The following is a 23397-nucleotide window of genomic DNA, read 5'->3' as shown; positions in this document are numbered from 1 at the left end:
TAGAATCAAACTGCCATCAAAAGGGGCAATATTTCTAGTCGACAGTCTTTTCTATTTCATAAATTGCATCAGAAATATCTTCCAACTTAGAGGACACTATTACCTGAGCATCATGTAGACCTTGATTATAAAACCCTGCCCCCATCTCCTTTGCAAGAAAATCAATAAAGAACTCCGCTTCAAAACTGCCAATCTCCAACTCAAATTCTTTAAATAAATAACCCCTAATCTTTTCGATTAGCTCTAACTTTCGCCTTTCTTCCAGTTCTATTGTCGACATCACCTATTTTCCATCAATACACAAATTTAGAATAAACTCTCAGCCCCATATGAGAATAACACAAATGTTGAGGCCCCTAATCAACCCCAAAAGCATGACTCCAAGTAAACAACATGAACTTCGGCGCATATTTTTATAAGCAAACCGGACAATGTTAGATTCGAATCAATTCGGATTAACTAAAAAACAGGATTAAAATGAAACTCTTTAACTACTTCTTTGCCCAACTTATATTGGGCAGTAGCTCTGGTTGCTCAGAATCAAGCAGTGATAGATCAACAACTTCTTACAGCCCCAAAACCTACACCACTAGCTACAGGGTTGAAGCTTTGACTTCATAAGCGAGACATAAAAAAGCCGGATCATCTAAAATGATCCGGCTTTTTATTATGGAGTAGCAATAACTACTTAGAAATTGTAGTTAAAGCGCACACCGTAGCTCATTGGGGTAGAGAATGGACCAGATACCAGGCCATCACTTCCATCTGCGTAGTACGGAACAACTTCGTCAGTCAGGTTGTTACCAAAGGCTTCAACGTTCCACTGATCGTCCGGGCTTACATACTTCACAGAAGCATTTACCATCCAGAAAGAATCGCGGCTGTCATCAAAAGCAGAAGTATCACCAGTGGGGAAGTCGTGCTTGTCAACATTCCAGTAGGTCAGATAAGACTCATCTTCCCAGTGAATACCGACAAATGGAATAATCGCCCCACCGTGAGACAGCTCAAAGGTGTGATCGTAGTTGATGGTGAAGCTGAATTCAGGTGATGCCGGCAGCTCATTACCTTTCAGATTTCGAAAAAGCTCTTCATTAGTATTGTCATGAGCTAAACCGTAATCCGAAATTTCGAATAACGCTTGGTTATTGAAATTCCAGCGGTTCTGAAAATCAGAGGTGATTTCTGTTTGCATCCAGGTAGCAAAGCCACTGATTCGGCCATTCGGATAGGGGGCCCAGTCAAACTCTAACTCTAGCCCCATAATCTCTGCGCTAGCAGCATTCTTAGTAAGGTAAATGACGACGGGCTCGGTCGTAATTTCACCTGCGTTCTCACCTTCTCGCTCTACCGCATAGTACGAGTATGCAGTATCAGGTGCAGCTAGCTGCATATCCTTATAGTCGGAGATAAAGAAGGTACTAGCCAGATTTAGGCGACCATCCAAGAAGGTACCTTTTGCTCCTAGCTCCCAAGTAATGACCTTCTCCTCATCATAGCTAGTGTCAATTACCTGTCGAACAACCCGATTTCCTTCATCATCGTAGATGTACTCAGCCGTGTCCGGGTCTTGCTCATATTGGATGACAACATCACCCAAACCACCGGACTTAAATCCACTTGCAACATATGCATACAGCATGACTTCATCTGTCAGGTCATAATCGAGACCAATTCGAAAGTCGGATGAATCCCAGCTCTTGCTCACATCATTGTAAGTATCAATTGTATAAATTGAGCTGTCAGCAAAGTGGTTGGTAGTGAAGCTATTAAAGGTGTCCTGTAAATAGGCAGGGAAGCAGCCATACTCTTCATCTGATTCAGTGGACCAGTCTCGAGTGCAACTCAGGTTGTTACCACCTACATCACTCTTCTCATCTTCCGTATATCGACCACCAACAGTCAGGTGGAGGGTATCGGTAAGGTCATAGGTAGCCTGAGCAAATACTGCGCTGGCTTCTATAGTTCTTTCTGGCTGCCTCCAGAATACGGCATTATCTAATGAGGCCAGGAAGTAACCATTCAGATCAGTGGTCTCGTGGAAATAAAACAAACCTGTAATCCACTGTAGGGGACCATCACCTGTAGATTGCAACTGTAACTCATGGGAGTAAGAGACATTTTCTGAGTCTGTAATGCTCATACTCATATCCCAGGTATTGCGACCAGCATCAATATCAATCAGATTATTTCGTTCCTGAACTGCATACCCGGTGTTATACACAAACGCCATGGTATCGCTGAAATCCCAGCGGAAGTTAGAACGGAATGAAGTCATGGTGAGGTCGAGCTCACCTGGTACATTCACCGCTATGGTGTACTCATCAGCACCGGAGCCGTAATAGGTTTCACAAGTTGTTCCATCTTCGCGCTGCTCAGCCTTTTCACAGTCAATAGTGTTGATGCCGCCTGCACTACTATCCTGATAGTGTTCCGCTACGGCATACCAAGAAACATCGTCAGTCGGTTCCCATAACGCACCTATACGCACCGCCTGCTGATCAACATTCCCATAAAAATCTTCAGCATCCGCCCTAACCAGCTGATAGTCTGTGGCTCCTTCAGCGTTATTCGCTTGAATAAAGGTTCTTGAAGCGTCATCAGATAAAGCGCTCGCACCTAAAGAGTCAGCATCAATATAGCGATTGTCCCACTGGTTAACGTCATAGTACCCGGTCAGGTAGGAGTCCCTAGTCTCGTTCATAAAGGACGCACGTAGAGCAAAGGTATCTGAAACCGGAATATTGATAACGCCTTTTACCAGCTCTTGATTCCAGCGACCCAGCTCAACTCCGACTGAACCTTCAAACTCGTTAATTACCGGTCTCTTGGAGATAACATTAATGGCACCAACAGTAGAGTTACGTCCATAAAGGGTACCCTGCGGCCCACGCATGGCTTCAACCCTTTCGGAGTCAAACATCATTGCCATAGCAGACTGGGGTCGCGAAGAATAAATACCGTCGAAGTGCAGACCAACAGCAGGGTCACCAAACTCGGTAGTGTTAGTTGAGCGCACGCCCCGCATAGAAATTACTGGTGAAGACTGGGAGGCATCATAGCCAATATCCACATTAGGGATAGTGTTGCCCAGATCTTTTACATTCTTAATACCCTGGCGGTCGAGCTCTTCCTGCGTAAATGCACTGATCGCTACGGGGGTGTCCATCAAATTGGTTTCGCGCTTGGTTGCGGTAACCGTTACTTCTTCCAACGCCCAGCCATCTTCTTGATTACTGGTTTCCTGTGCCCAGGCTGAGGCCACCGCTATATTGGCCATTGCAATCGCAAGGGTAAGTGGTTTTTTAATTGTCATTGATGTCTCTCCAATCTGCTGCAACAGGGAAGCCGGATTTGATTGTTATAAATAGCTAACCTACGGGCCGTCGGCTGTACGTCGGCTAGGTTAAAATCTCAAAAAGGAGAGTTCTGTGAAACTGAGATACGACGGGGCGGATCGCGATTAGGATCAATCGGACCTTTAAACCAATCGGAAGGCGATGTAGTACCCTAGAGGCCCTGCGGCAGCCGCAGAGCGCTAGTATGTTTTCCCTCGATAGGAAGGAATTTTAGAGCTTCATTTCAAGGCGGGTAACTCAGTACTTTAACGGGGCGGATCAACCCGATCGGTTACAGAAGTATTTACCCGAAACCAGCCTGCAATAGAGTAGCGATCCCGATTAGCTGGTAGAACTTCGTGGGGAAACTCCTCGCTCAAGAAGGTCACCACCGTTCCCATTAGCGGAGTAACTTTGGTGCCGGCCCTATCCTGCTCATCTTTGTAAAGCACAAGCTCACCAGCATCTGCAGTGTTCCAGCCTAGATTAAGGTAAACGACCAATGAAAGCACCCGATTCGCCTCTCCGCGAAATGCATCGTAGTGCCTTTTGTAGTAGTCCCCAGGCCGGTAATGGGCAAAATGGCTTTCAAATGAGAAGAGCCCCAGAAAAAGACGCCTGTTAAGATAAACCTGAAGCTGGCCCGCCCAGTTGAGCCAGTCTCTTCCTGTAGCAGACTCCCCGGTAATCCAACAAATTTCATCCGTTCGCACGAATTCATTCCGTAAGTAATCGTCACCTCGCCCGATCCCTGCATCAATAAATTTCTCTGCATTCATTTCTTGTTGATAGGTAAAGAGCGCATTGGAGAGAGATTCAGGAAGTGCGGCATGGCGAATACTATAGCCCTGCTCGGTAAGATCCCTTGCGATATGTGCAAATAGAGTTTCATCGATTGTGTTATCGCCACCGAGCGACATTAACGATTTGGCTGCTACCAAGTTATTTCCCTGCTAACAATAAAAGGCGCGGCGATAGGTGGGAATTTCGCCACAAGCACTGCTTAATAATCAATCTGTATTCTTATAGACACAGCGTAAGACCCGAGTGAGATTGCGGCCGAGGATAAGCCAGGGGCTGGAATGGGTGGCTCGGGGTGCAGGGAAAGGTAGCTCAAAGCTGCTTGAGAGTCTACGAAAGTATTGAGTGAGTCGGCTAAACCCTTCAAGAGTCCAAGCCGACTACTCAGAAGGGACGTATCCCGCCCCTAAAGATGTGATTATACCAAGACTAGAAACTATCCCCTGGCACTCGCACCCAGCCTTCCATCAGGATACGGGCACTACGGCTCATAATGGCTTTGGTGGCAACCCACTGGCCATCAACAACTTTCGCATGGGCCCCAACCCGCAATGTACCCGAGGGATGGCCAAAGCAGATGGAATTGCGATCACCCCCACCGGCGGCGAGGTTGACCAAGGTGCCGGGAATCGCCGCTGCAGTACCGATAGCCACGGCGGCAGTGCCCATCATGGCATGGTGCAGCTTACCCATGGAGAGGGCTCGCACAAGCAAATCAATATCTTGCGCCGCTACCTTTTTTCCACTGGAGGCAATGTAGTCCTGCGGCTTGGCGACAAAGGCGATCTTCGGCGTGTGCTGCCGGGCCGCGGCCTCCTCCACAGAGGAAATCAGGCCCATCTTCACCGCACCGTAGGCACGGATGGTCTCGAACATGGCGAGCGCTTTACTATCACCATTAATAGCATCCTGAAGCTCAGTGCCGGTATAGCCAATATCTTCCGCATTGACAAAGATCGTGGGAATACCGGCATTGATCATGGTCGCCTTCAACACACCAATCCCGGGCACTTCGAGATCATCTACGGGGTTACCGGTGGGGAGCATGGCACCCTCGCCGTCCGAGGGGTCCATAAACTCAATTTCCACTTCGGCTGCCGGGAAGGTTACGCCATCCAGCTCGAAATCTCCGGTTTCCTGGACTTCACCGTTGGTAATAGGCACATGGGCGATAATGGTTTGGCCTATATTGGCCTGCCAAATGCGAACTGTACAAATACCATTCTCTGGAATTCGCGCAGCATCCACAAAGCCGCTATTAATAGCAAAGGCTCCAACAGCCGCAGTGAGATTACCGCAGTTACCACTCCAATCGACCAGGGGCTTATCTATGGAAACCTGGCCAAACAGGTAATTCACATCGTGATCGGGCTTATCACAGGCAGACAGGATTACCGTTTTGCTGGTGCTCGAAGTGGCACCGCCCATCCCATCGGTATGCTTTCCGTAGGGGTCCGGGCTGCCAATTACCCGCAACAGCAAATTGTCGCGAGCCTCTCCGGGGACCTGCGCAACTTCGGGTAGATCCTGTAAACGGAAGAAAACGCCCTTGCTGGTGCCCCCGCGCATATAAGTCGCGGGGATTTTGACTTGAGAAACAAATTTCAACATTTAGGCGGTCGCCTCTGCTTCGAGGAAGTCTTTGGCAAAACGCTGCAAGACGCCACCTGCCTCGTAAATGGAAACCTCTTCTGCAGTATCCAAGCGGCAGGTAACTGGAGCCTCAATCGTCTCACCGTTGGCGCGGTGGATCAGTAGAGTCAGCGTGGCATGGGGCGTGCGCTCACCGATTACGTCGAAACTTTCGGTACCGTCGATACCCAGGGTTTCGCGGGTAGTTCCCGGCTTAAACTCTAGCGGCAACACGCCCATACCGATCAGGTTAGTGCGGTGAATACGCTCGAAGCCTTCGGCCACAATCGCTTCTACGCCGGCCAGGCGCACACCTTTCGCGGCCCAATCACGGGAAGAGCCCTGCCCATAGTCGGCACCTGCAATGATAATGAGCGGCTGCTTGCGATCCATATAAGTCTCGATCGCCTCCCACATACGGGTAACCTGCCCTTCCGGCTCGATACGGGCGAGAGAACCTTGGCGAATCTCGCCCTTATCATCGCGCACCATTTCGTTGAGCAGCTTCGGGTTGGCGAAAGTCGCACGCTGGGCAGTGAGGTGGTCACCGCGGTGGGTTGCGTAGGAGTTAAAGTCCTCTTCCGGCAACCCCATCTTCGCCAGGTATTCACCGGCAGCACTGCTGGCCAGAATGGCATTGGAGGGAGACAAGTGGTCGGTAGTGATATTGTCACCCAGCACCGCTAGCGGGCGCATGCCCTTCAAACTGCGCTCGCCTGCCAGGGCACCTTCCCAATAAGGTGGCCGGCGGATATAGGTGCTCATTGGGCGCCAGTCGTAGAGTGCGTGGCCCTGCTCTTCTGCGGCATCCCGCTCTTCGAACATGGGAATATACACATCGCGGAACTGCTGTGGCTTCACGCTCTGACGTACGATCGCATCGATCTCTTCGTCGCTGGGCCAAATGTCTTTCAGGGTAATTGGGTTGCCATCGGCATCGTATCCCAGCGCATCTTTTTCGATATCGAAACGGATGGTGCCGGCAATAGCGTAGGCAACGACCAGCGGCGGTGAAGCCAGGAAAGCCTGCTTGGCATAGGGGTGGATACGACCATCAAAGTTGCGGTTTCCAGACAGGACCGCAGTAGCATACAGATCGCGGTCGATCACTTCCTGTTGGATTTTCGGGTCCAGGGCACCGCTCATACCGTTACAGGTGGTGCAGGCGAAAGCCACTACGCCAAAGCCCATCTGCTCCAGATCAGGTAGCAGGTCGGCCTCTTCCAGATACATTTTTACCGTTTTGGAACCCGGCGCCAGGGAGGATTTCACCCAGGGCTTGCGGGTCAGGCCGAGCTTGTTGGCATTGCGGGCAATCAGGCCTGCGGCAATCATATTGCGCGGGTTACTGGTATTAGTGCAGCTGGTAATCGCCGCAATAATCACAGCGCCATCGGGCATCTCACCGGCTTTCTCTTCCCAGGCTTTAGCGATTCCACGATTAGCCAGTTCTGAGGCCGGCAGCAGCGCGTGGGGGTTGGAGGGGCCAGCAAGGTTACGGCCGACTGTATCCAGGTCGAACTTCAGCACGCGCTCGTATTCGGCATCCTTCAAGGTATCGGACCAGAGGCCAGTCTCCTTGGCAAACTTCTCTACCAAAGCTACCTGCGAATCATCGCGGCCGGTGAGTTTGAGATAGTCGATGGTTTGCTCATCGATAGAGAACATGGCCGCAGTCGCGCCATACTCCGGCGTCATATTGGAAATAGTGGCGCGATCACCCAGGGTCAGGTTGGAGGCACCTTCACCGTAAAACTCCAGGTAGGCACCGACCACACGCTCGCGGCGCAGGAATTCAGTGAGAGCCAGTACCAGATCAGTACCGGTAATGCCGGGCTGCAATTTTCCAGTAAGTTCCACCCCAACAATATGCGGCAGACGCATATAAGAGGCGCGGCCGAGCATCACACTCTCAGCTTCCAGGCCGCCAACGCCCACAGAAATCACACCCAGAGCATCGACCATCGGCGTGTGGCTATCAGTACCAACACAAGTATCCGGGAAGGCCACGCCTTCGCGCACCTGCACCACCGGAGACATTTTCTCCAAGTTGATCTGGTGCATGATGCCGTTGCCGGGAGGAATCACATCCACATTTTCAAACGCGGTTTTGGTCCAGTTGATAAAGTGGAAGCGGTCTTCGTTACGACGCTCCTCTACCGCACGGTTTTTCTCAAAAGCATCCTTCTCAAAACCGGGGTGCTCGACCGCGAGGGAGTGATCCACAATCAACTGGGTGGGAACAACTGGATTTACCTTGGCGGGATCACCGCCTTTTTCGGCAATGGCATCGCGCAGACCCGCCAGGTCTACCAATGCGGTTTGGCCGAGGATATCGTGGCACACTACTCGCGCCGGGAACCAGGGAAAATCCAGCTCGCGTTTACGCTCGATAATCTGCTTCAGGGAGTCGGTCAGTTTTTCCGGCTCACAGCGACGTACCAGGTTTTCCGCCAGAATACGTGAGGTATACGGCAGTTTGGCATAAGCTCCGGGCTGGATCGCGTCAACCGCGGCGCGGGTATCGAAATAATCGAGGTCGGTACCGGGCAGTGATTTGCGGTAATCAGTATTCATAGCTAGGTAAATCAGTTCAGTCGAATCTTTTTAAAATCGTGTCTCTTCTGAGAGCGGCTCCAGATTACCCCAAAAGGCAACCTGAAGCCGGCACACTGGGTGTGCCTCATTTCAATAGTGAAATGGAAATTAACCGCGCTCGGCGATAGGCGTTACTTCGCGCGGCTCAACACCTACATATTCAGCGCTCGGGCGAATAATGCGGTTGTCTGCGCGCTGCTCAAATACGTGGGCAGCCCAACCAGTAACACGCGACATTACAAAAATCGGCGTGAACAATTTGGTGGGGATTCCCATAAAGTGATAAGCGGATGCATGGAAAAAGTCGGCATTACAGAACAACTTTTTCTCGCGCCACATGACTTCTTCGCAGCGTACGGAAACCGGGTACAAGACCTTATCGCCGACATCTTCAGACAGTTTCTCAGACCAGGCTTTGATGATCTCGTTGCGCGGATCGGATTCGCGATAAATCGCGTGGCCGAAGCCCATGATTTTCTCTTTGCGCTCCAGCATACCCAGCAGTTCTTTCTCTGCTTCATCCGGGTTGGCAAAACGCTCGATCATTTCCATTGCCGCCTCGTTGGCGCCGCCATGCAGCGGGCCACGCAGAGTGCCGATGGCACCGGTAATGCAGCTAAACAGATCAGACAGAGTAGAGGCACAAACACGCGCAGTGAAAGTGGACGCGTTAAACTCGTGCTCTGCGTAGAGGATCAGGGAAACATTCATCACCTGCTCATGCAGGGCATTGGGTTTCTCACCGCGCAGCATATGCAGGAAGTGGCCGCCGATGCTGTCATCGTCAGTATCCGTTTCAATACGCACGTTGTCGTGGGTGAAACGATACCAGTAGCAAATGATGGAGGGAAAAGCAGCCAGTAAGCGGTTGGCTTTTTCCAGCTGCTGCGCGAAGGACTCTTCCCCTTCCAGGTTGCCCAGCATGGAGCATCCAGTACGCATTACGTCCATCGGATGGGCATCGGCGGGAATGCGCTCCAGCACTTCTTTTAGCGCTTGCGGCAGGCCGCGCATGCCCTTTAACAGGGCCTTGTACTCCGCCAACTGGTCGCTGGTAGGCAGTTCTCCATAAAAGATCAGGTAGGCAACTTCTTCAAACTCGCAATGTTGCGCCAGATCTTTAATATCGTAACCGCGGTAAGTGAGCCCTGAGCCGGATTTACCTACCGTGGATAACGCCGTTTTACCCGCTACCTGGCCGCGCAGTCCGGCACCACTCAATGCTTTATCTGACATCTTCCTTCTCTCCCCTAAATTGACACAGTCTCTGTGTTTATCCGAAAACCGCCGTATGAGCTGCCAAATCCGGCGGCTCATACATTTTGTAAAGTGATTTACTTCTTAAACAACTCATCGAGCTTCTGCTCGAACACGTGATAATTGAGGTAGTCGTATAGTTCCTCACGGGTCTGCATGGTGTCCACTACTGCTTTTTGGTCACCATTTTGCAGGATGCTGGAGTACACATTCTCCGCAGCACGGTTCATGGCGCGGAATGCCGACAGCGGATACAGTACGATATCTGCGCCCGCTTCACCCAACTCTTTAGCGTTATAAAGTTCGGTTTTACCAAATTCAGTGATATTCGCCAAAATGGGCACATTCAGCGCGTCTTTAAATGCGCGATAGTGCTCCAACTCAGTGACCGCCTCGGCAAAGATGCCATCGGCACCGGCTTCGATACAGGCCTGGGCGCGTTCAACAGCGGCATCTAAACCTTCTTGAGCGAAGGCATCGGTGCGGGCCATGATAAAGAAGTCATCATCGGTACGCGCATCCACGGCCGCCTTGATGCGATCCACCATCTCCTGCTTGGAGACAATTTCTTTATTGGGGCGGTGACCGCAGCGCTTCTGCGCCACTTGGTCTTCGATGTGTACCGCTGCAGCACCGGCACGAATCATTTCTTTGATAGTACGGGCGATATTGAAAGCGCCGCCCCAGCCGGTATCGATATCCACCAGCAGCGGAAGCTCACTCGCAGCGGTAATACGACGTACGTCCTCGAGCACATTGTCGAGGCTGGTCATACCCAGATCCGGCAGGCCGTAAGAGGCATTGGCAACGCCGGCACCGGAAAGGTAAATCGCCTTGTGACCAATACGCTCGGCCATAATGGCGGAATAGGCATTGATGGTGCCAACCACTTGAAGCGGTTGGTTCTCGGCAAGGGCGCTGCGGAAACGCGCGCCGGCGGAAGGCTTTTGGCTCATGCTCTACCTCAGTTTATTTTCAATATTCTGCCTGGAAGCACGGATATGTCGGCGCATCAACAGCTCCGCCAATTCACCATCCCCTGCTTCTATGGCTTCGATAATGTGGCTGTGTTCGCGAAAAGCCCGCTGAGCCCTGGGGCTGGCCATGCCCAATTGGTAGCGGTACATACGAACACGGTAATAGAGACGGTTGCACAGGGTGTCGATCAACAGATCGTTCTTGGAGGCCTGCACAATACGAAAATGGAAGTCGAAATCCCCCTCTGGCTGGAAGTACGCCTTACCGGCTTGCAGCTCTTCCTGCTGCTCATGACGGGACAACATCTGGCGCAGTTCCAACAGGTCTTCCTCGCTGCGCTGCTCGGCGGCAAGGCGGCAGGCCATCCCCTCAAGTGCTTCTCGCACTTCGTAGAGATCTAACAGACCGCGTTCACTCAGCTCTACCACGCGAGCACCCACATTGACCCGGCGCTCCAGCAAACCCAGTGACTCCAAACGCATCAGGGCTTCACGCAAACTGCCGCGACTGGCATTGAAGCGGCGGGCCAATTCCGGCTCGCTGATTTTGCTGCCTGAGGGAATACGCCCCTCCACAATTTCGGCGCGCAGGGTTAAAAACAGGCGCTCAGCAAGGCTTTGATGAGGTTCCCGCAGGGGGCTATTTACTCCAGTCGAACCCATAAGGTTTCAATATTGTCGACAATTTTTTAAGATTGCAGACCTTAAATCACTCAGACCTGAGCGTCAACTCGAATCATTGCGAACAATTGTTGACAATTTATGGCGCAAAATGACTTCTATCACAGTAGTAGTCTTGCCTCCCTTAAGTGGGCATAATAGCGCCCGCGCCAGATACGGCATGCCCTACCACCCTGGGCGCTCTATGCTTATTTGGGGTAGGGAAAAAATCCCGACGAATGAATTTTCCAAACCCCGGTACAGCGCTCATTAACAAAGGCTGCCAGCACCCAGGTTTCAGACAGAGTTATGCCGAAGAGTATTATCAGGCGATGGCTGCCAAGCCCCGAAGAAATCCGAGCCAAGAATGGGCTCAAGTTTCTGGGGACTCTTCTTCACGATCCCAATCTATTTCACCTGAACCGTCACTCGGTTTCAGTCGCTTTTGCCGTTGGCGTTTTCACCAGCTTCCTGCCGCTACCCGGGCAAATGGTTATTGCCGCACTGCTGGCCCTATGGCTGCGCTGTAATCTGCCGCTGTCCATCATCCTGGTATGGATTAGCAATCCGATCACCATGCCCGCGATTTTCTACAGCACCTACAAGCTGGGCGCCTGGATTCTGGGTACCCCCCCGGTGGACTTTGATATTGAGCTCTCTTGGGAGTGGCTTACGGACGAGGTGGGTAAAATCTGGATGCCGCTGTTTTTTGGCTCGGTATTGGCGGGGGTTTTCTTTGCCACTGTCGCCTACTTTTCCATGCGCGCCCTGTGGCGCTGGCACGTGGTAAAACGCTGGAAACTGCGTATAGAGCGCCGCTCTGCGGTCAGCAGCTGATCTTACTGTTGCAATACCTGCCAACACAAAACAAAGCCGCGGCTCCCGCGGCAATCGACAGCAGTGCCGGTAGGGCTTGATCCGTAAGGCTTCCCAGTCCTAGAGCTGTAAATGTACCGACCAGAAAGGAAATGGAAGCTGCCTTGACCCTATCTCCCGAGGCGGTTAAGGCTACCATCCAGACCACTACCAGTGCTGAGGTCATAGCGCCAAGGCATACCAACCACAACGGAAAAATCTGCCAACCCTCGGCATAGCAAACCGTTCCCTCGCGCATGCCATCCGGGCAAAAGGTCTTTACCCGCCAGCTTTCAAATTTCAGACTTGCTATAAGAACAAGAATCCAAGAGATGACTGCCGCTGGCAGCGGCAGTAACTTGCGCAATATCTGTTGAGCCCTGATCAGCACCAGCTGTTTATTCGTTGCGCAATGCCGCAGCGGGCTGCACGCGACTGGCCTGGAGAGCGGGATAGAGCGTGGCCAGTAGGCTGAGCAGGAAACCCGCGCCAACCACCAGAGCCACATCGGCCCAGGAAAGCTCCGAAGGCAGATAATCTACCGGATAGACATCAGACTTTAGAAACTGGATGCCGAACATGGATTCAAGACCCGCCACTAGGTCAGTTACCGTCAGCGACGCCAAAATTCCCAGTGCACCACCAACGAGCGCGCCAACCAATCCCACTAACGCTCCTTGACTGACGAAGGTGAGAAGAATCTGCCGGGTGCTGGCCCCCATAGTGCGCAGAATAGCGATATCCGTATGCTTGTCGATTACCACCATCACCAGGGTCGAGACCACGTTGAATGCGGCAATGGCGATGATCAACAGCACCAGTAGTCCCACCAGATTGCGAGACATCTGAATCGCCTGGTAGAGATTACCGTGAGTACGACTCCAATCCGTGCCGTAGTAGCCATCGCGGGGCAGCTCTTTCAGCAGTCTCCGCATAATCCAATTGGCTTCCAGCATCTCGGTCACACGCAGTTGTATGCCAGCGCCACCTTTTTTGCCGGCCAGCCCCTGGGCCTGCTCCCAGGAAACCAGCGCTAGAGACTGATCCAGAACCGTTCCCGAGTGAAAGACTTCCGCCACCTTGAAGCCGGCCACATGGGCGGCGCGACGGCCACCTGAGGCGGCATCGTTGTTCGGTACTATCAAAGACAGGTAATCGCCCTGCTCCACTCCCAGTTTTTCCGCAATACCGCGTCCCAGGATCACTCCCGGCTCGGAATCATCGAGTATCGCTGGAAAGGCATTCGGGCTGAGGAAATCACTGATGTTCGACACATTAACGATGGTGTCCGGGTTGACCCCCTGCACTAACAGCGGTGTTACCTCGCTGCCGCGACGGGCAAGCGCATTCACCTGCCAAACTTCCGCTGCAGACTCCACCTGGGCGTCCGCCGCCAGCTGATCGCGCAAAGCAGGCCAATCCACCTCCGTAGTGGCGTTATAGAGAGTGGCATGGGGCATGATGCCGAGAATGCGTTCACGCAGCTCGCGATCGAAACCATTCATGACTGACATCACCACGATCATCAGGGCAACGCCAAGCACCAGGCCAATCATCGACAAGCCAGAGATAAAAGAGACCAGGCCGGCGGAGTCATCGCTGCGGCGCTGGGCTCCCGCGTAACGCAGGCCGATAAAGGCGGGGAGCGGCTTAAACATGATCACCCTGGTGCCAGTCACTGAGAAGCTCACCATCCACCAGGTGCAGGCAGCGGTCCAAGGCCGCAGCAAGATCCGGGTCGTGGGTGACAATCACAAAACTGATACCCATCTCGCGATTGAGCCGGTCCATCAACTTGTGAATCTCCCCTGCCGTCGCTCTATCCAGGTTTCCGGTGGGCTCATCCATCAGCACACAGGCCGGGCGAGTCACCAGTGCCCGTGCAATCGCCACGCGCTGGCGCTCACCACCGGAGAGCTGTGAGGGTTTATGGCCAATTCTTTCCCCGAGACCCACCGCTTCCAGCATGGATTTGGCCTCGGCTCGGGCATTTGCCACACTGTGCTTACCGATCAGCAATGGCATAGCCACATTTTCCAGCGCGGTAAATTCGTTGAGCAGATGGTGAAACTGGTAGACAAAACCGAGACTGCTATTGCGCAGCCAACCGCGCTCATTGGCATTGAGTGTCGCCAGGTTCTGGCCAGCCACCCAAACTTCTCCCGTACTCGGCGTATCCAGCCCGCCGAGTAAATTGAGCAGGGTAGACTTGCCAGAGCCAGAAGCTCCCACGATGGCGAGCTTCTCGCCCCGCTCTACCTGAAGCTCCACCCCACGCAGAACCTCAAGGTCCCTGCCCCCCTGGCGATAACTCTTGCACAACTGGCGACAGGCCAGGACGGCATCACCGGGAGCCTGCGCCGGCCTCGCTTGCTCGGCGTCTATTTCCACTCGACTATTCATCAATATTTGCCGCTTCCAAATTCTTAGAGATTACCTTGTAAACCAATCATACCTATCTGATTTACAAGGACTTTATTCATACCGCAAAGCTTCAGCCGGCTCAATTTGCGCCGCCCGCCACGCGGGAAACAGTGTCGCCAGTAAGCTCATACAGACAGCGGCGGATAACACCACTACCGCATCCCCCACACGAAACTCCGACGGCAGATAGCTCACGAAAAATACCCGCGGATCAAATATCTTGGCACCCAGAAGATTCTCGACCCAACTCACCATCTCGGTGAGATTGAGCGCAACCAGGATTCCCAGCAAGGCGCCACTGAAGGCACCGATCAACCCGATAGCACTGCCCTGCACGACGAACACCACCATTATCTGGCGGGATGTGAGCCCAAGTGTCCTGAGTACGGCGATATCGGAGCGCTTGTCCGCCACCATCAGCACCAGGGCTGAGACAATATTGAAGGCCGCCACTGCCACGATGATCATCAACATCAAAGTGACCACCGTCTTTTCCATCTTCACCGCCTGGAACAAGCTCCCCTGGGAATGACTCCAGTCCTCCCCTCTGAAACCCTCACCGAGATTCGCGGCATAAGGCTCGACCCTGCCCAGGGCATTGTCCATATCGTCAAAACGCAGCTGCAGCCCCTGCACCTTGCCGGACATGCGCATCAGCCGGGCCGCGTCCTCAACATGCATCAGTGCCACATTTTGGTCCACCTGGGCACCTACTGAGAAAACACCGGCGACGGTAAAGCGTTTGGTACGCGGGAAGATGCCAGCGGGTGTTACCACGACTTCAGGCAGGGTCAGAATGACGGATTCACCGGGCATCACATTGAGCTGCTGGGCGAGGATACGACCGAGCACGATGCGGTAACTGCGCGGCTGCAGCTCATCCAGGCTGCCCATCACCATGTTCTCACCCACTTTGGAGACGTTGCGCAGTGCTTCGGGATCAACACCCTGGAATTCAACTCCGTGGCTGTCGCCGTAGGCGCTCAACAGGGCAAACCCTTTCACAAAGGGACTCACCGCCTCCACGTGGGGCTGCTGCAAAAGCTTTTCGGCCACGCCCTGCCACTCCTGCAGGCCGCCTTCACGCTCGATAAAGCCGTGGGGCACCACGCTCAATATCCGTGTTTTTAGCTCACGATCGAAGCCATTCATGACTGAAGTCACGACGATCAAGGCAAAAACACCCAGCGCCATGCCAACCAGGGAGAAGCCGTTGATAAAGGAAATAAACTGCTGCCTGCGGCGGGCAGCGACATATCTCAGGCCGATAAAAAGGGGGACAGGTTTTAACATAGAGCCGATTTAAACGGAAAATAGTCAAGAAATCCAAGGATTTAAGCAACTTCAACGCTTAGAGAACGTTTTTAACTTAGCCCGCAGATTCTGCAGTTCTGTCTCATTCCAGCCTGGGGGCTCGGTCAGGGCTATCCAAGCGAGGGTATATCCCTCTGCAGAATAGCGGTGCCCAAAATCCTTCGGTGTCACCCCAACATTAAAGTCCGCCAACAACTGCAACATAGTGACAACAGGAAACCAGCGCAGATCCGGAGAGACATCGGGCCCCCTCGGGTGCTCCAGCCAGTCGGGCCTGCGAAGCGCCGAACGCCAATCAAAAAAGACGATTGGATCACTGGCGTGCTGAAGAAAAGCGATACGGAATTTACCCCAGGGCTCTTGCCCCAAATAACCACCGTATTGGTTGCCAAAGCGCACCACCTTCCCTCCCCTAAACTGGGGAAGCCAGGCCAGCGAGCCTGGATCGCGATTATCAGTAATCACCCTCCAGGCTTTCATGTTAAAAGGAGGGCCGGCCCAGAGCGCACCATCGATGGGGTTATCGATAATATCGTAGAACTCAAATGCGTCTTCAGACAGCTTTGCCCCCAAACTCAGTCCATATAGATAAAGCCTGGGGCGCTTGCTCACAGGCAACTCTTTCCAGTAATCGTAAATCACCTTGAACAGTGAGCGTGCTGAGGTTCTGATATATTTATTGTCGGTAAATAGCGCGCTCGGACCTGGTAAATATGAATACTGAACCGCGACTGTAGCCACATCACCCCGGTATAAGAACTCAAGTGAATTCACGGCACCCGGGTCTATCCAGCCATCTCCCACGGGAGTTGCGATCAACAAAATTTCCCGCTCAAATGCCCCGAGCCGCTTTAACTCCTCAAGCGCCAAGAGTGCACGTTGTTGTGGAGTATCCGCAGAGTGTATGCCCACATAAACTCTGATAGGGTCGATTCCTTCTCCAGCAACCTCCCGAATATCCTCGACAGTGGGTCCAAGCGTCAGAAATCGGCGCCCTTCATGCCCGGCACTGCCCCAGGACAGAAACGAGTCCGCCCCACCTGTCTCACTGGGGTTCTCTGGGGGCGGCAGGTTCTCAGCAATAATCAAATCCAGCTTTTCAGAGATGATTGAAATCGTATATAGACCCGCTTGAAGCAGCACCCCACTCAACACGCTCCAATAAATCAATAGCGCGATAAGTAACCCCGTGAGCATTGCCACTCGCTCTGGAATAACCTCTTCCAACCGAGCAGACACCGCGAGAACTATCTTACGGAAACCTTTACCAATCATCCTGAAGAGTAGAAACACACAGAACGCAACAGCTCCGATCGTAGCAGGGCCAACGCCGGAAACCGATGGCATCCCCATTAACGAGCGCACCGAGTTCTGCCAGTCTGTCCCTTGCCAGAGAAACCCAAAAATCAGGCTGGCGCCAATGAGAATCACCAAGATCCTCAATCTACGTTGTTGCTGATTGGTTAGCGGGGGATCAGGAATCTCTAAATACTTCCAAATCCGGCGGAAAAGCACGCCCAAAGAGTAGCCGATGGTGAAGGCGACGCCGGAGAGGATGCCCTGAACAAGGGAACTGCGGGGAATTAGCGAAGGGGTTAGGCTCAGTGCGAAAAAAATTGCACCAAGCAACAGGCCAGCAAATGAAAAAGCAACCGTTGTTCGCATCCATGCCTGCCCGCGCGACCAAGATATTCGTCAAACTAGCACAGTACCTACCCCACCTGAATCAGCCACGGCATTTCCACACTTTCAACGCACCGGGTAGGTTCTGAGCTTTTGCCGCAGACGCTTTAGCTCCTCATCGCTCCAGTCAGGTGGCTCCGTTAGCGCCATCCATGCGAGGAGATATCCATCGGGAGAATAGCGGTGACCAAACGCCAGTGGCGCAATCCCCAGATTCAGATCCGCCAACAGCTGCAGCATGGTGACGATTGGAAACCAGTGAAGATCAGGCGAGACATCCGGCCCCCGGGGGCGCTCCAGCCAGTCGGGCTTTCGTAACATCCAGCGAAAATCGAAGAAAACAATGGGGTCACTGGCATGCTGTAAGAAGGCAATACGGAAACGCCCCCAGGGCTCCTGCCCCAAATAGCCACCATACTGATTGCCAAAGCGCACAACCTCCCCCCCTTTAAATTGCGGCAGCCAGGCGGGAGTACCGGGATCACGGTTGTCCGTTATTGTGCGCCAGATACCGGAACCAAATGGCGGCCCAGCCCAGAGTACGCCATCAATAGGGTCATCGATAATGTCATAGAAATCAAAGGAGGCTTCAGACAACTGAGCACCAAGGCTCAAGCCAAAAAGATATAACCTGGGGCGTGTTTCGAGCGGCAAATCTTCCCAATATTCGTAGATCACCTTAAATAGTGCCCTAGCCGATTCCACGCCGTATCGGTTATCGGTTAAAAATGCAAAAGGGCTTGGCAGGTAGGAGTATTGTGTGGCGACACTAGCCACATCCCCCCGATATAGGTACTCCAAAGAATTCACCGCCCCAGGGTCCAGCCAGCCTTCACCGGTGGGGGTCGCGATCAGTAAAATCTCTCTCTCAAAAGCATTGAGGCGCTTCAGTTCGGCCAGGGCCAAAAAGGCCCGCTGTAAGGGGGTCTCTGCCGCACGCAGCCCAACAAAAACTCTGATCGGTTCTTTGCCCAAGCCGGCAACTTCACGAATGTCTTCAACGCTGGGCCCAAGTGTCAGAAACCGCCGCCCCTGATGCCCAACCGACTTCCAGGATAAAAGAGAATTGGCTCCCCCCACTTTATATGGGGCCTCAGGTGCCTTTAGCCCCTCCGCAATAACCTGGTCATGCCTCTCCCAAATGATTGAGATGGTATGTAACGTCGCTTTTAGAAGTACCCCATTCAAAATACTCCAGTACAACGCTAGCGCTACGACTAGCCCCGTGAGCAAAGCCACCCTCTCGGGGATATGCCTGGAGAGGTGCTGGGAGACCGCGAGAATAATATGCCGAAACCCTCTCCCCAATAGCCAGAAAGTTAAGAAGATAAGCAGGGCCACCGACCCTACGGTAAAGGGACCAATCCCGGAAACCGGTTGCATGCCCATCAGGGCGCGCACCGAGTTCTGCCAGTGAGCACCCTGCCAGAGGAAAATAACGATCAGATAAATGCAGGCAACCAGCGCCAAGCGCTTGAGCACTTTGCGCTGTGCGTGACTCAGAGGAATATCGGGAAGCTCAAGGTAGTTCCACAGCCAGTGCAAAAACACACCGATGACATAGCCGAAAGTGAATGATGTTCCTGCCAGAGCTCCCTGTATTAAGGTACTGCGTGGAGTCAGTGAGGGAGTGAGGGATAGAGCAAAGAGAATGGCGCCTAGCAATAGCCCCAGAACTGAGAAGGTTTTTGAGAGTCGCATCCATGCTCGCCCGCAGGACCAAGCCCAGTTGTCAGCCTAGCACACACATTCACAGCCCTCGCGAACCTTTTTCCCTCTTCAAGGCGCCTCCAACGGTATAAAACGTGAAGAAGTCCAAGTGTTTTGGCATTTTTTCTGTTCTAATGGCCTGGCGTATTCGAACACTTAAATCGGAGAACAATAAATGTTCAGCAGAAATCGCAACGGAGTGGCCCGAATTGCTGGTACCGTGGCACTTCTTTTGGCATTTGGCGCTCAGGCAAAACCCCTGGAGATTCCTGTGGGCTCCCAGGGCAGTGAGCTGTCCTTTGGTGAGGCTCGCGGAATGAAGAAAAACGATATCAGCACGCGCCTGGGTGAGCCCCTCAGTATCAAGGGCCCAATTGGTGAGCCCGCTATTACCCGCTGGGAATACAGCGACTTCTATGTCTTTTTCGAACGGGATACTGTGCTCCACACGGTGAAAAAGCCGCGCGGCTGAGATTGTATTGCATTGGGCTAGGCGTCAAATTCTTACCTAGCCCCTCCTCCCTTTCTTTTACGAACAGCCCTGTTCCCCCTCCCCGGTACCTAAGGGACTGGATTTCCCCTCGGCAAAAGGTCAATATGCCCGCCGTAACTTCACCTTGGTGGAGTGGTCAGTTTTTAGGCAAATTGACAGAACACCACCTTCAGGACCAGCGAGAAACCGATAGAAAATGACAGTAAAAGTCGAATCCGTAGATAGCCTATTGAAATCCAGCGGCCGCGAGGGCGAAGAAGTTCGCGTGCAAGGCTGGATCAGAACCCGTCGCGACTCCAAAGCCGGCCTTTCTTTCCTGGCGGTGCACGACGGCAGCTGCTTTGACCCTATTCAAGTAGTTGCAGAGAGTCACCTGCACAATTACCAGTCTGAAGTACAGCGCCTGACCACCGGCTGCGCGGTGGATATTGTTGGCACCATCAAGCCTTCAGAGGGCAAGGGCCAATCGATTGAGTTGTTAGCTTCCGAAGTTCAAGTGGTTGGCTGGGTGGAAGACCCGGACACCTACCCCATGTCCCCCAAGCGCCACACCATGGAGCACCTGCGCGAGCATGCGCACCTGCGGGTTCGCACTAATGTCAGCGGCGCGGTGGCCCGTGTGCGCAACTGTATTGCCCAGGCAATTCACCGCTTCTACCACGAGAACGGCTTTAACTACGTACACACGCCCATTCTCACCGCCTCAGACTGTGAAGGTGCCGGTGAAATGTTTCGGGTCAGTACCCTGGACATGGAAAACCTGCCGCGCAACGAGCAGGGTGCCATTGATTACAGCAAGGACTTTTTCGGCGAAGAGAGCTACCTTACCGTATCCGGCCAGCTGAATGTGGAGAGCTACTGCCTGGCTCTGTCCAAGGTTTACACCTTTGGCCCCACTTTCCGTGCAGAAAACTCCAACACAACCCGCCACTTGGCCGAATTCTGGATGGTTGAGCCGGAAGTTGCCTTTGCCGATTTGGCCGATATCGCCGATCTGTCTGAGCAAATGCTGAAATACGTATTCAAGGCGGTGCTCGAAGAGCGTGCCGACGATATGGCCTTCTTTGCCCAGCGCATTGATAAAGAGGCCATTAGCCGCCTGGAGAACATCATCGGAAATGATTTCGCCCGCATCAACTACTCTGATGCCATCGAAATTCTGGAAAACTGCAACGAGAAGTTCGAGTTCCCCGTTTCCTGGGGTATCGACCTGGCCTCCGAGCACGAGCGCTACCTGGCCGAGAAGCACTTTAAGAAGCCGGTTATTGTTCTGAACTATCCGAAGGACATCAAAGCCTTCTATATGCGCATGAACGACGACGGCAAAACCGTGGCCGCCATGGATGTACTGGCTCCCGGTATCGGTGAAATTATCGGTGGTGCCCAGCGTGAAGAACGACTGGAAAAGCTCGATGAGCGCATGGACGAAATGAACATCCCCAAAGAGCACCTCGATTGGTACCGCGACCTGCGCCGCTACGGCACAGTGCCTCACGCGGGCTTTGGCCTGGGCTTCGACCGCATCGTCTCCTACGTGACCGGTATGGGTAACATCCGCGATGTTATTCCCTTCCCCCGCACACCCAAGAACATCTCGTTCTGATGAAAAAGCCCCGCTCTGCGGGGCTTTTTTCTTGCACTGGCAAAAACCTCACTCCCAATCAGGTCGATAGGCCTATCGCCGATGCAATAATGTCATCACTGGCCTTCTCACTGATCATATAGACCGGCACTACGATAAAGAAGCCGGGAATACGCGGAAATACCGAAGCGTCTACCACTCGTAAATTATTGGTGCCATGCACACGGAATTTACTATCGACCACAGCCATAGGATCGCTGGACGGCCCCATTTTGTTGGAGCAGGAAGCGTGATGGCCCCACGCCTGATTTTTAACAAACTGACCAATCTGTTTATCGGTCTGTACCTCACTACCAGGCAATAGCTCTTTGGATACATTCTTGCTAACAATCGGGCCGGACATAATATCCCGGGAAATTTTTACTCCCTCGACCACCGCCTGCAGATCCTCTTCAAAGGCCCCATTCCCCTCATCAAAGTAGTGAAAATTAATCTCCGGAGTATCTTGCGGATTTGCTGAGCGCAAGGTTACCCGACCAGCGGTATTATTGGTGTGACCTTTCAGTACAATCCAGGAGAAACGATCTTTGTACTCCCTCAACGCTTGGGAATAACCTGGGAAGTAACCGTGAAAGTCAGAGGGTGCACCAAAAATAAACAAATCGGGATCTGGTAAATCGGGGCGGGAACGCTTCACTAGAGACAGTACAGGGCCATTGCCACTATAAGGACCTTTATTCAACCAGCCGTAGCGATATCGGTTCAAACAGGGATCACCCTGCTCGCCCCAGGTACAATCTTTGAGCAGTGCCAGATCCTCAGCCATCTCACTCACGACGCCCACTTCGTAGCGATCCTGCAGGTTTTCACCGACACCAGGCAAATCTACCACCTGATCAATACCGTGCTGTAGCAGCTCCTGGCTTGGGCCAACTCCAGATAGCTTCAAGAGTTGAGGGCTGTTAAATGCACCTCCAGACAAAATCACTTCCCTACTGGCCCTTACCTGGCGCATTACGCCAGCCGAGCCCGAACCATCGTGATAGGGGTCCGCCTTATAGAGGCTCGCCCCTTCCATAAACTCCACACCAACAGCTGTTTTTCCATCAAACATCACCCGGGTTGCCAATGCATTTGTACGTATATGCAACAGGCTCGGATAGATACTTTGGGTGTCCAAAAGGTGCTCGCGGACACTCTTGCGACGACTTCTACTATCTGCAGCCATCGGGGCAATAAAAGGACCTTCCTGCCCTGAGGCTACATCCCAGTGATTTATATCCAAGCGCAGGTTGCCTGAAATAATCTGTTCGAGAGCGCCCTCTAACCCATATTTCGCCAACGCCGCCTTGACAATTTTCAATATCGCCGGGTCTTCCAGCAATAAAGCAGGGTTACCTCTATTGGTAGGCAACCATCCATCAAAGCCATGGCGAGAGGGGTTCGAAAAAATGGGACGGGGAATATATTGGCAACGTTCAAGCCGCTCAAAATATCGCCGCATATTGCCGCTTGCCCAACTACTATCCCCGGTGGCCTGGGCGATGCGATCAAAGTCATTATTATGAGGATAAACTGTAATCAGCGCATGATGTGTGGTGCAGCCACCTATGGTACTGGCCCGAGGGTATAAAATACCTTTACCCGGGATATATTTGTCATCCAACTGCTGTTGATTGATATCCCCATAGTGTTTAACGAAAAAGTCCCAGCTCAGCTTGCGGTCCTCGGATGCAAATGGGTGCCAGGCGGGAATATTATGAGTGTCATCACTAGGGTCATTAGCACCGGCTTCAAGCACCAATACCGAAAAACCGGCTCTTGCGAGGTTTGCTGCCAGCGGTCCGCCACCTGCGCCTGAACCAACTATCACATAATCGTAAGTATCATAAAACTGGTTGGAACTGCCTGAAAATGCTGAGCCCAATCCGGAAGTAACAGCCCCAGCCGCCAAACCCGCTTGAATAGCGCGCTTGGTAAAAGTTCTTCGGCTAACACCTTCCGTACCCTTTCTTTTTTCGGGTGTTTTTTTTCTATCCATACTGGTTATTCGCTCTAACGTTTTTAAGATTG

Annotated in this window: 18 protein-coding genes; 3 read left to right on the top strand and 15 right to left on the bottom strand. The window is 52.7% G+C overall.

The window, feature by feature from the left end; all coding sequences use genetic code 11:
- Positions 1-34: 34 nt before the first annotated feature.
- The 8 genes from ACXAFI_RS08145 to ACXAFI_RS08110 form a co-directional block, all read right to left on the bottom strand.
- The gene (locus ACXAFI_RS08145; RefSeq protein WP_475108395.1) at positions 35-280 is read right to left on the bottom strand and encodes a DUF2164 domain-containing protein; all 246 of its coding nucleotides are present in this window, start codon (positions 278-280) and stop codon (positions 35-37) included.
- Between the two features lie 408 nt (positions 281-688).
- Entirely contained in the window at positions 689-3316 is a 2628-nt protein-coding gene (locus ACXAFI_RS08140; RefSeq protein ID WP_475108394.1) for a TonB-dependent receptor, read from the bottom strand.
- Between the two features lie 288 nt (positions 3317-3604).
- Positions 3605-4279 (bottom strand): 2OG-Fe(II) oxygenase, encoded by a 675-nt coding sequence (locus ACXAFI_RS08135; RefSeq protein WP_475108393.1) that lies wholly within the window; start codon positions 4277-4279, stop codon positions 3605-3607.
- Between the two features lie 289 nt (positions 4280-4568).
- The gene (prpF, locus tag ACXAFI_RS08130; protein WP_475108392.1) at positions 4569-5750 is read right to left on the bottom strand and encodes a 2-methylaconitate cis-trans isomerase PrpF; all 1182 of its coding nucleotides are present in this window, start codon (positions 5748-5750) and stop codon (positions 4569-4571) included.
- Complete coding sequence (acnD, locus tag ACXAFI_RS08125) at positions 5751-8348, bottom strand: Fe/S-dependent 2-methylisocitrate dehydratase AcnD (RefSeq protein WP_475108391.1); 2598 nt, start codon at positions 8346-8348, stop codon at positions 5751-5753.
- 129 nt (positions 8349-8477) lie between these two features.
- Complete coding sequence (gene prpC, locus ACXAFI_RS08120) at positions 8478-9605, bottom strand: bifunctional 2-methylcitrate synthase/citrate synthase (RefSeq protein WP_475108390.1); 1128 nt, start codon at positions 9603-9605, stop codon at positions 8478-8480.
- A 98-nt stretch (positions 9606-9703) separates the two neighbouring features.
- On the bottom strand, positions 9704-10582 hold the full coding sequence (prpB, locus tag ACXAFI_RS08115; protein ID WP_152453708.1) for a methylisocitrate lyase: 879 nt from the start codon (positions 10580-10582) through the stop codon (positions 9704-9706).
- 3 nt (positions 10583-10585) lie between these two features.
- Entirely contained in the window at positions 10586-11266 is a 681-nt protein-coding gene (locus ACXAFI_RS08110) for a GntR family transcriptional regulator (RefSeq protein ID WP_475108389.1), read from the bottom strand.
- 306 nt (positions 11267-11572) lie between these two features.
- Between ACXAFI_RS08110 and ACXAFI_RS08105 the strand changes: the two genes are divergently transcribed.
- Positions 11573-12100, top strand: a complete 528-nt coding sequence (locus tag ACXAFI_RS08105) for a DUF2062 domain-containing protein (protein WP_152453710.1) — start codon at positions 11573-11575, stop codon at positions 12098-12100.
- On the opposite strand, the gene ACXAFI_RS08100 is transcribed toward ACXAFI_RS08105, so the two are convergent.
- The 6 genes from ACXAFI_RS08100 to ACXAFI_RS08075 all read right to left on the bottom strand — a co-directional run bounded on the left by ACXAFI_RS08100 (position 12090) and on the right by ACXAFI_RS08075 (position 19240).
- The gene (locus ACXAFI_RS08100; RefSeq protein ID WP_475108388.1) at positions 12090-12485 is read right to left on the bottom strand and encodes a hypothetical protein; all 396 of its coding nucleotides are present in this window, start codon (positions 12483-12485) and stop codon (positions 12090-12092) included. The genes ACXAFI_RS08105 and ACXAFI_RS08100 overlap by 11 nt on opposite strands.
- A 31-nt stretch (positions 12486-12516) precedes the next feature.
- Positions 12517-13776 (bottom strand): lipoprotein-releasing ABC transporter permease subunit, encoded by a 1260-nt coding sequence (locus ACXAFI_RS08095; protein WP_475108387.1) that lies wholly within the window; start codon positions 13774-13776, stop codon positions 12517-12519.
- On the bottom strand, positions 13769-14521 hold the full coding sequence (gene lolD, locus ACXAFI_RS08090) for a lipoprotein-releasing ABC transporter ATP-binding protein LolD (RefSeq protein WP_475108386.1): 753 nt from the start codon (positions 14519-14521) through the stop codon (positions 13769-13771). Before lolD ends, ACXAFI_RS08095 begins: the two co-directional genes overlap by 8 nt.
- Positions 14522-14593: 72 nt before the next feature.
- Positions 14594-15835: a lipoprotein-releasing ABC transporter permease subunit gene (locus ACXAFI_RS08085; RefSeq protein ID WP_475108385.1), complete on the bottom strand. Its 1242-nt coding sequence runs from the start codon at positions 15833-15835 to the stop codon at positions 14594-14596.
- 51 nt (positions 15836-15886) lie between these two features.
- The gene (locus ACXAFI_RS08080) at positions 15887-17521 is read right to left on the bottom strand and encodes an alpha/beta hydrolase (RefSeq protein WP_475108384.1); all 1635 of its coding nucleotides are present in this window, start codon (positions 17519-17521) and stop codon (positions 15887-15889) included.
- Between the two features lie 84 nt (positions 17522-17605).
- Positions 17606-19240 carry an alpha/beta hydrolase gene (locus tag ACXAFI_RS08075; protein ID WP_475108383.1) on the bottom strand — a complete coding sequence of 545 codons (1635 nt, stop codon included), beginning with the start codon at positions 19238-19240 and terminating at the stop codon, positions 17606-17608.
- 184 nt (positions 19241-19424) lie between these two features.
- Here ACXAFI_RS08075 and ACXAFI_RS08070 point away from each other — a divergent pair, with 184 nt between their 5' ends.
- Both ACXAFI_RS08070 and asnS read left to right on the top strand, forming a co-directional pair.
- A complete protein-coding gene (locus ACXAFI_RS08070) occupies positions 19425-19721 on the top strand; it encodes a hypothetical protein (RefSeq protein WP_152453716.1) in 297 nt (98 codons plus the stop codon).
- A 217-nt stretch (positions 19722-19938) separates the two neighbouring features.
- Entirely contained in the window at positions 19939-21345 is a 1407-nt protein-coding gene (gene asnS, locus ACXAFI_RS08065) for an asparagine--tRNA ligase (protein ID WP_475108382.1), read from the top strand.
- Between the two features lie 58 nt (positions 21346-21403).
- Here the strand turns inward: asnS and ACXAFI_RS08060 are convergent, their stop codons facing one another.
- Entirely contained in the window at positions 21404-23365 is a 1962-nt protein-coding gene (locus tag ACXAFI_RS08060; protein WP_475108381.1) for a GMC family oxidoreductase, read from the bottom strand.
- Positions 23366-23397 lie beyond the last annotated feature (32 nt).

It is taken from the genome of Microbulbifer sp. ABH2_005 (assembly GCF_056160005.1).
This window is presented reverse-complemented; position numbering and strand designations above follow the sequence as displayed.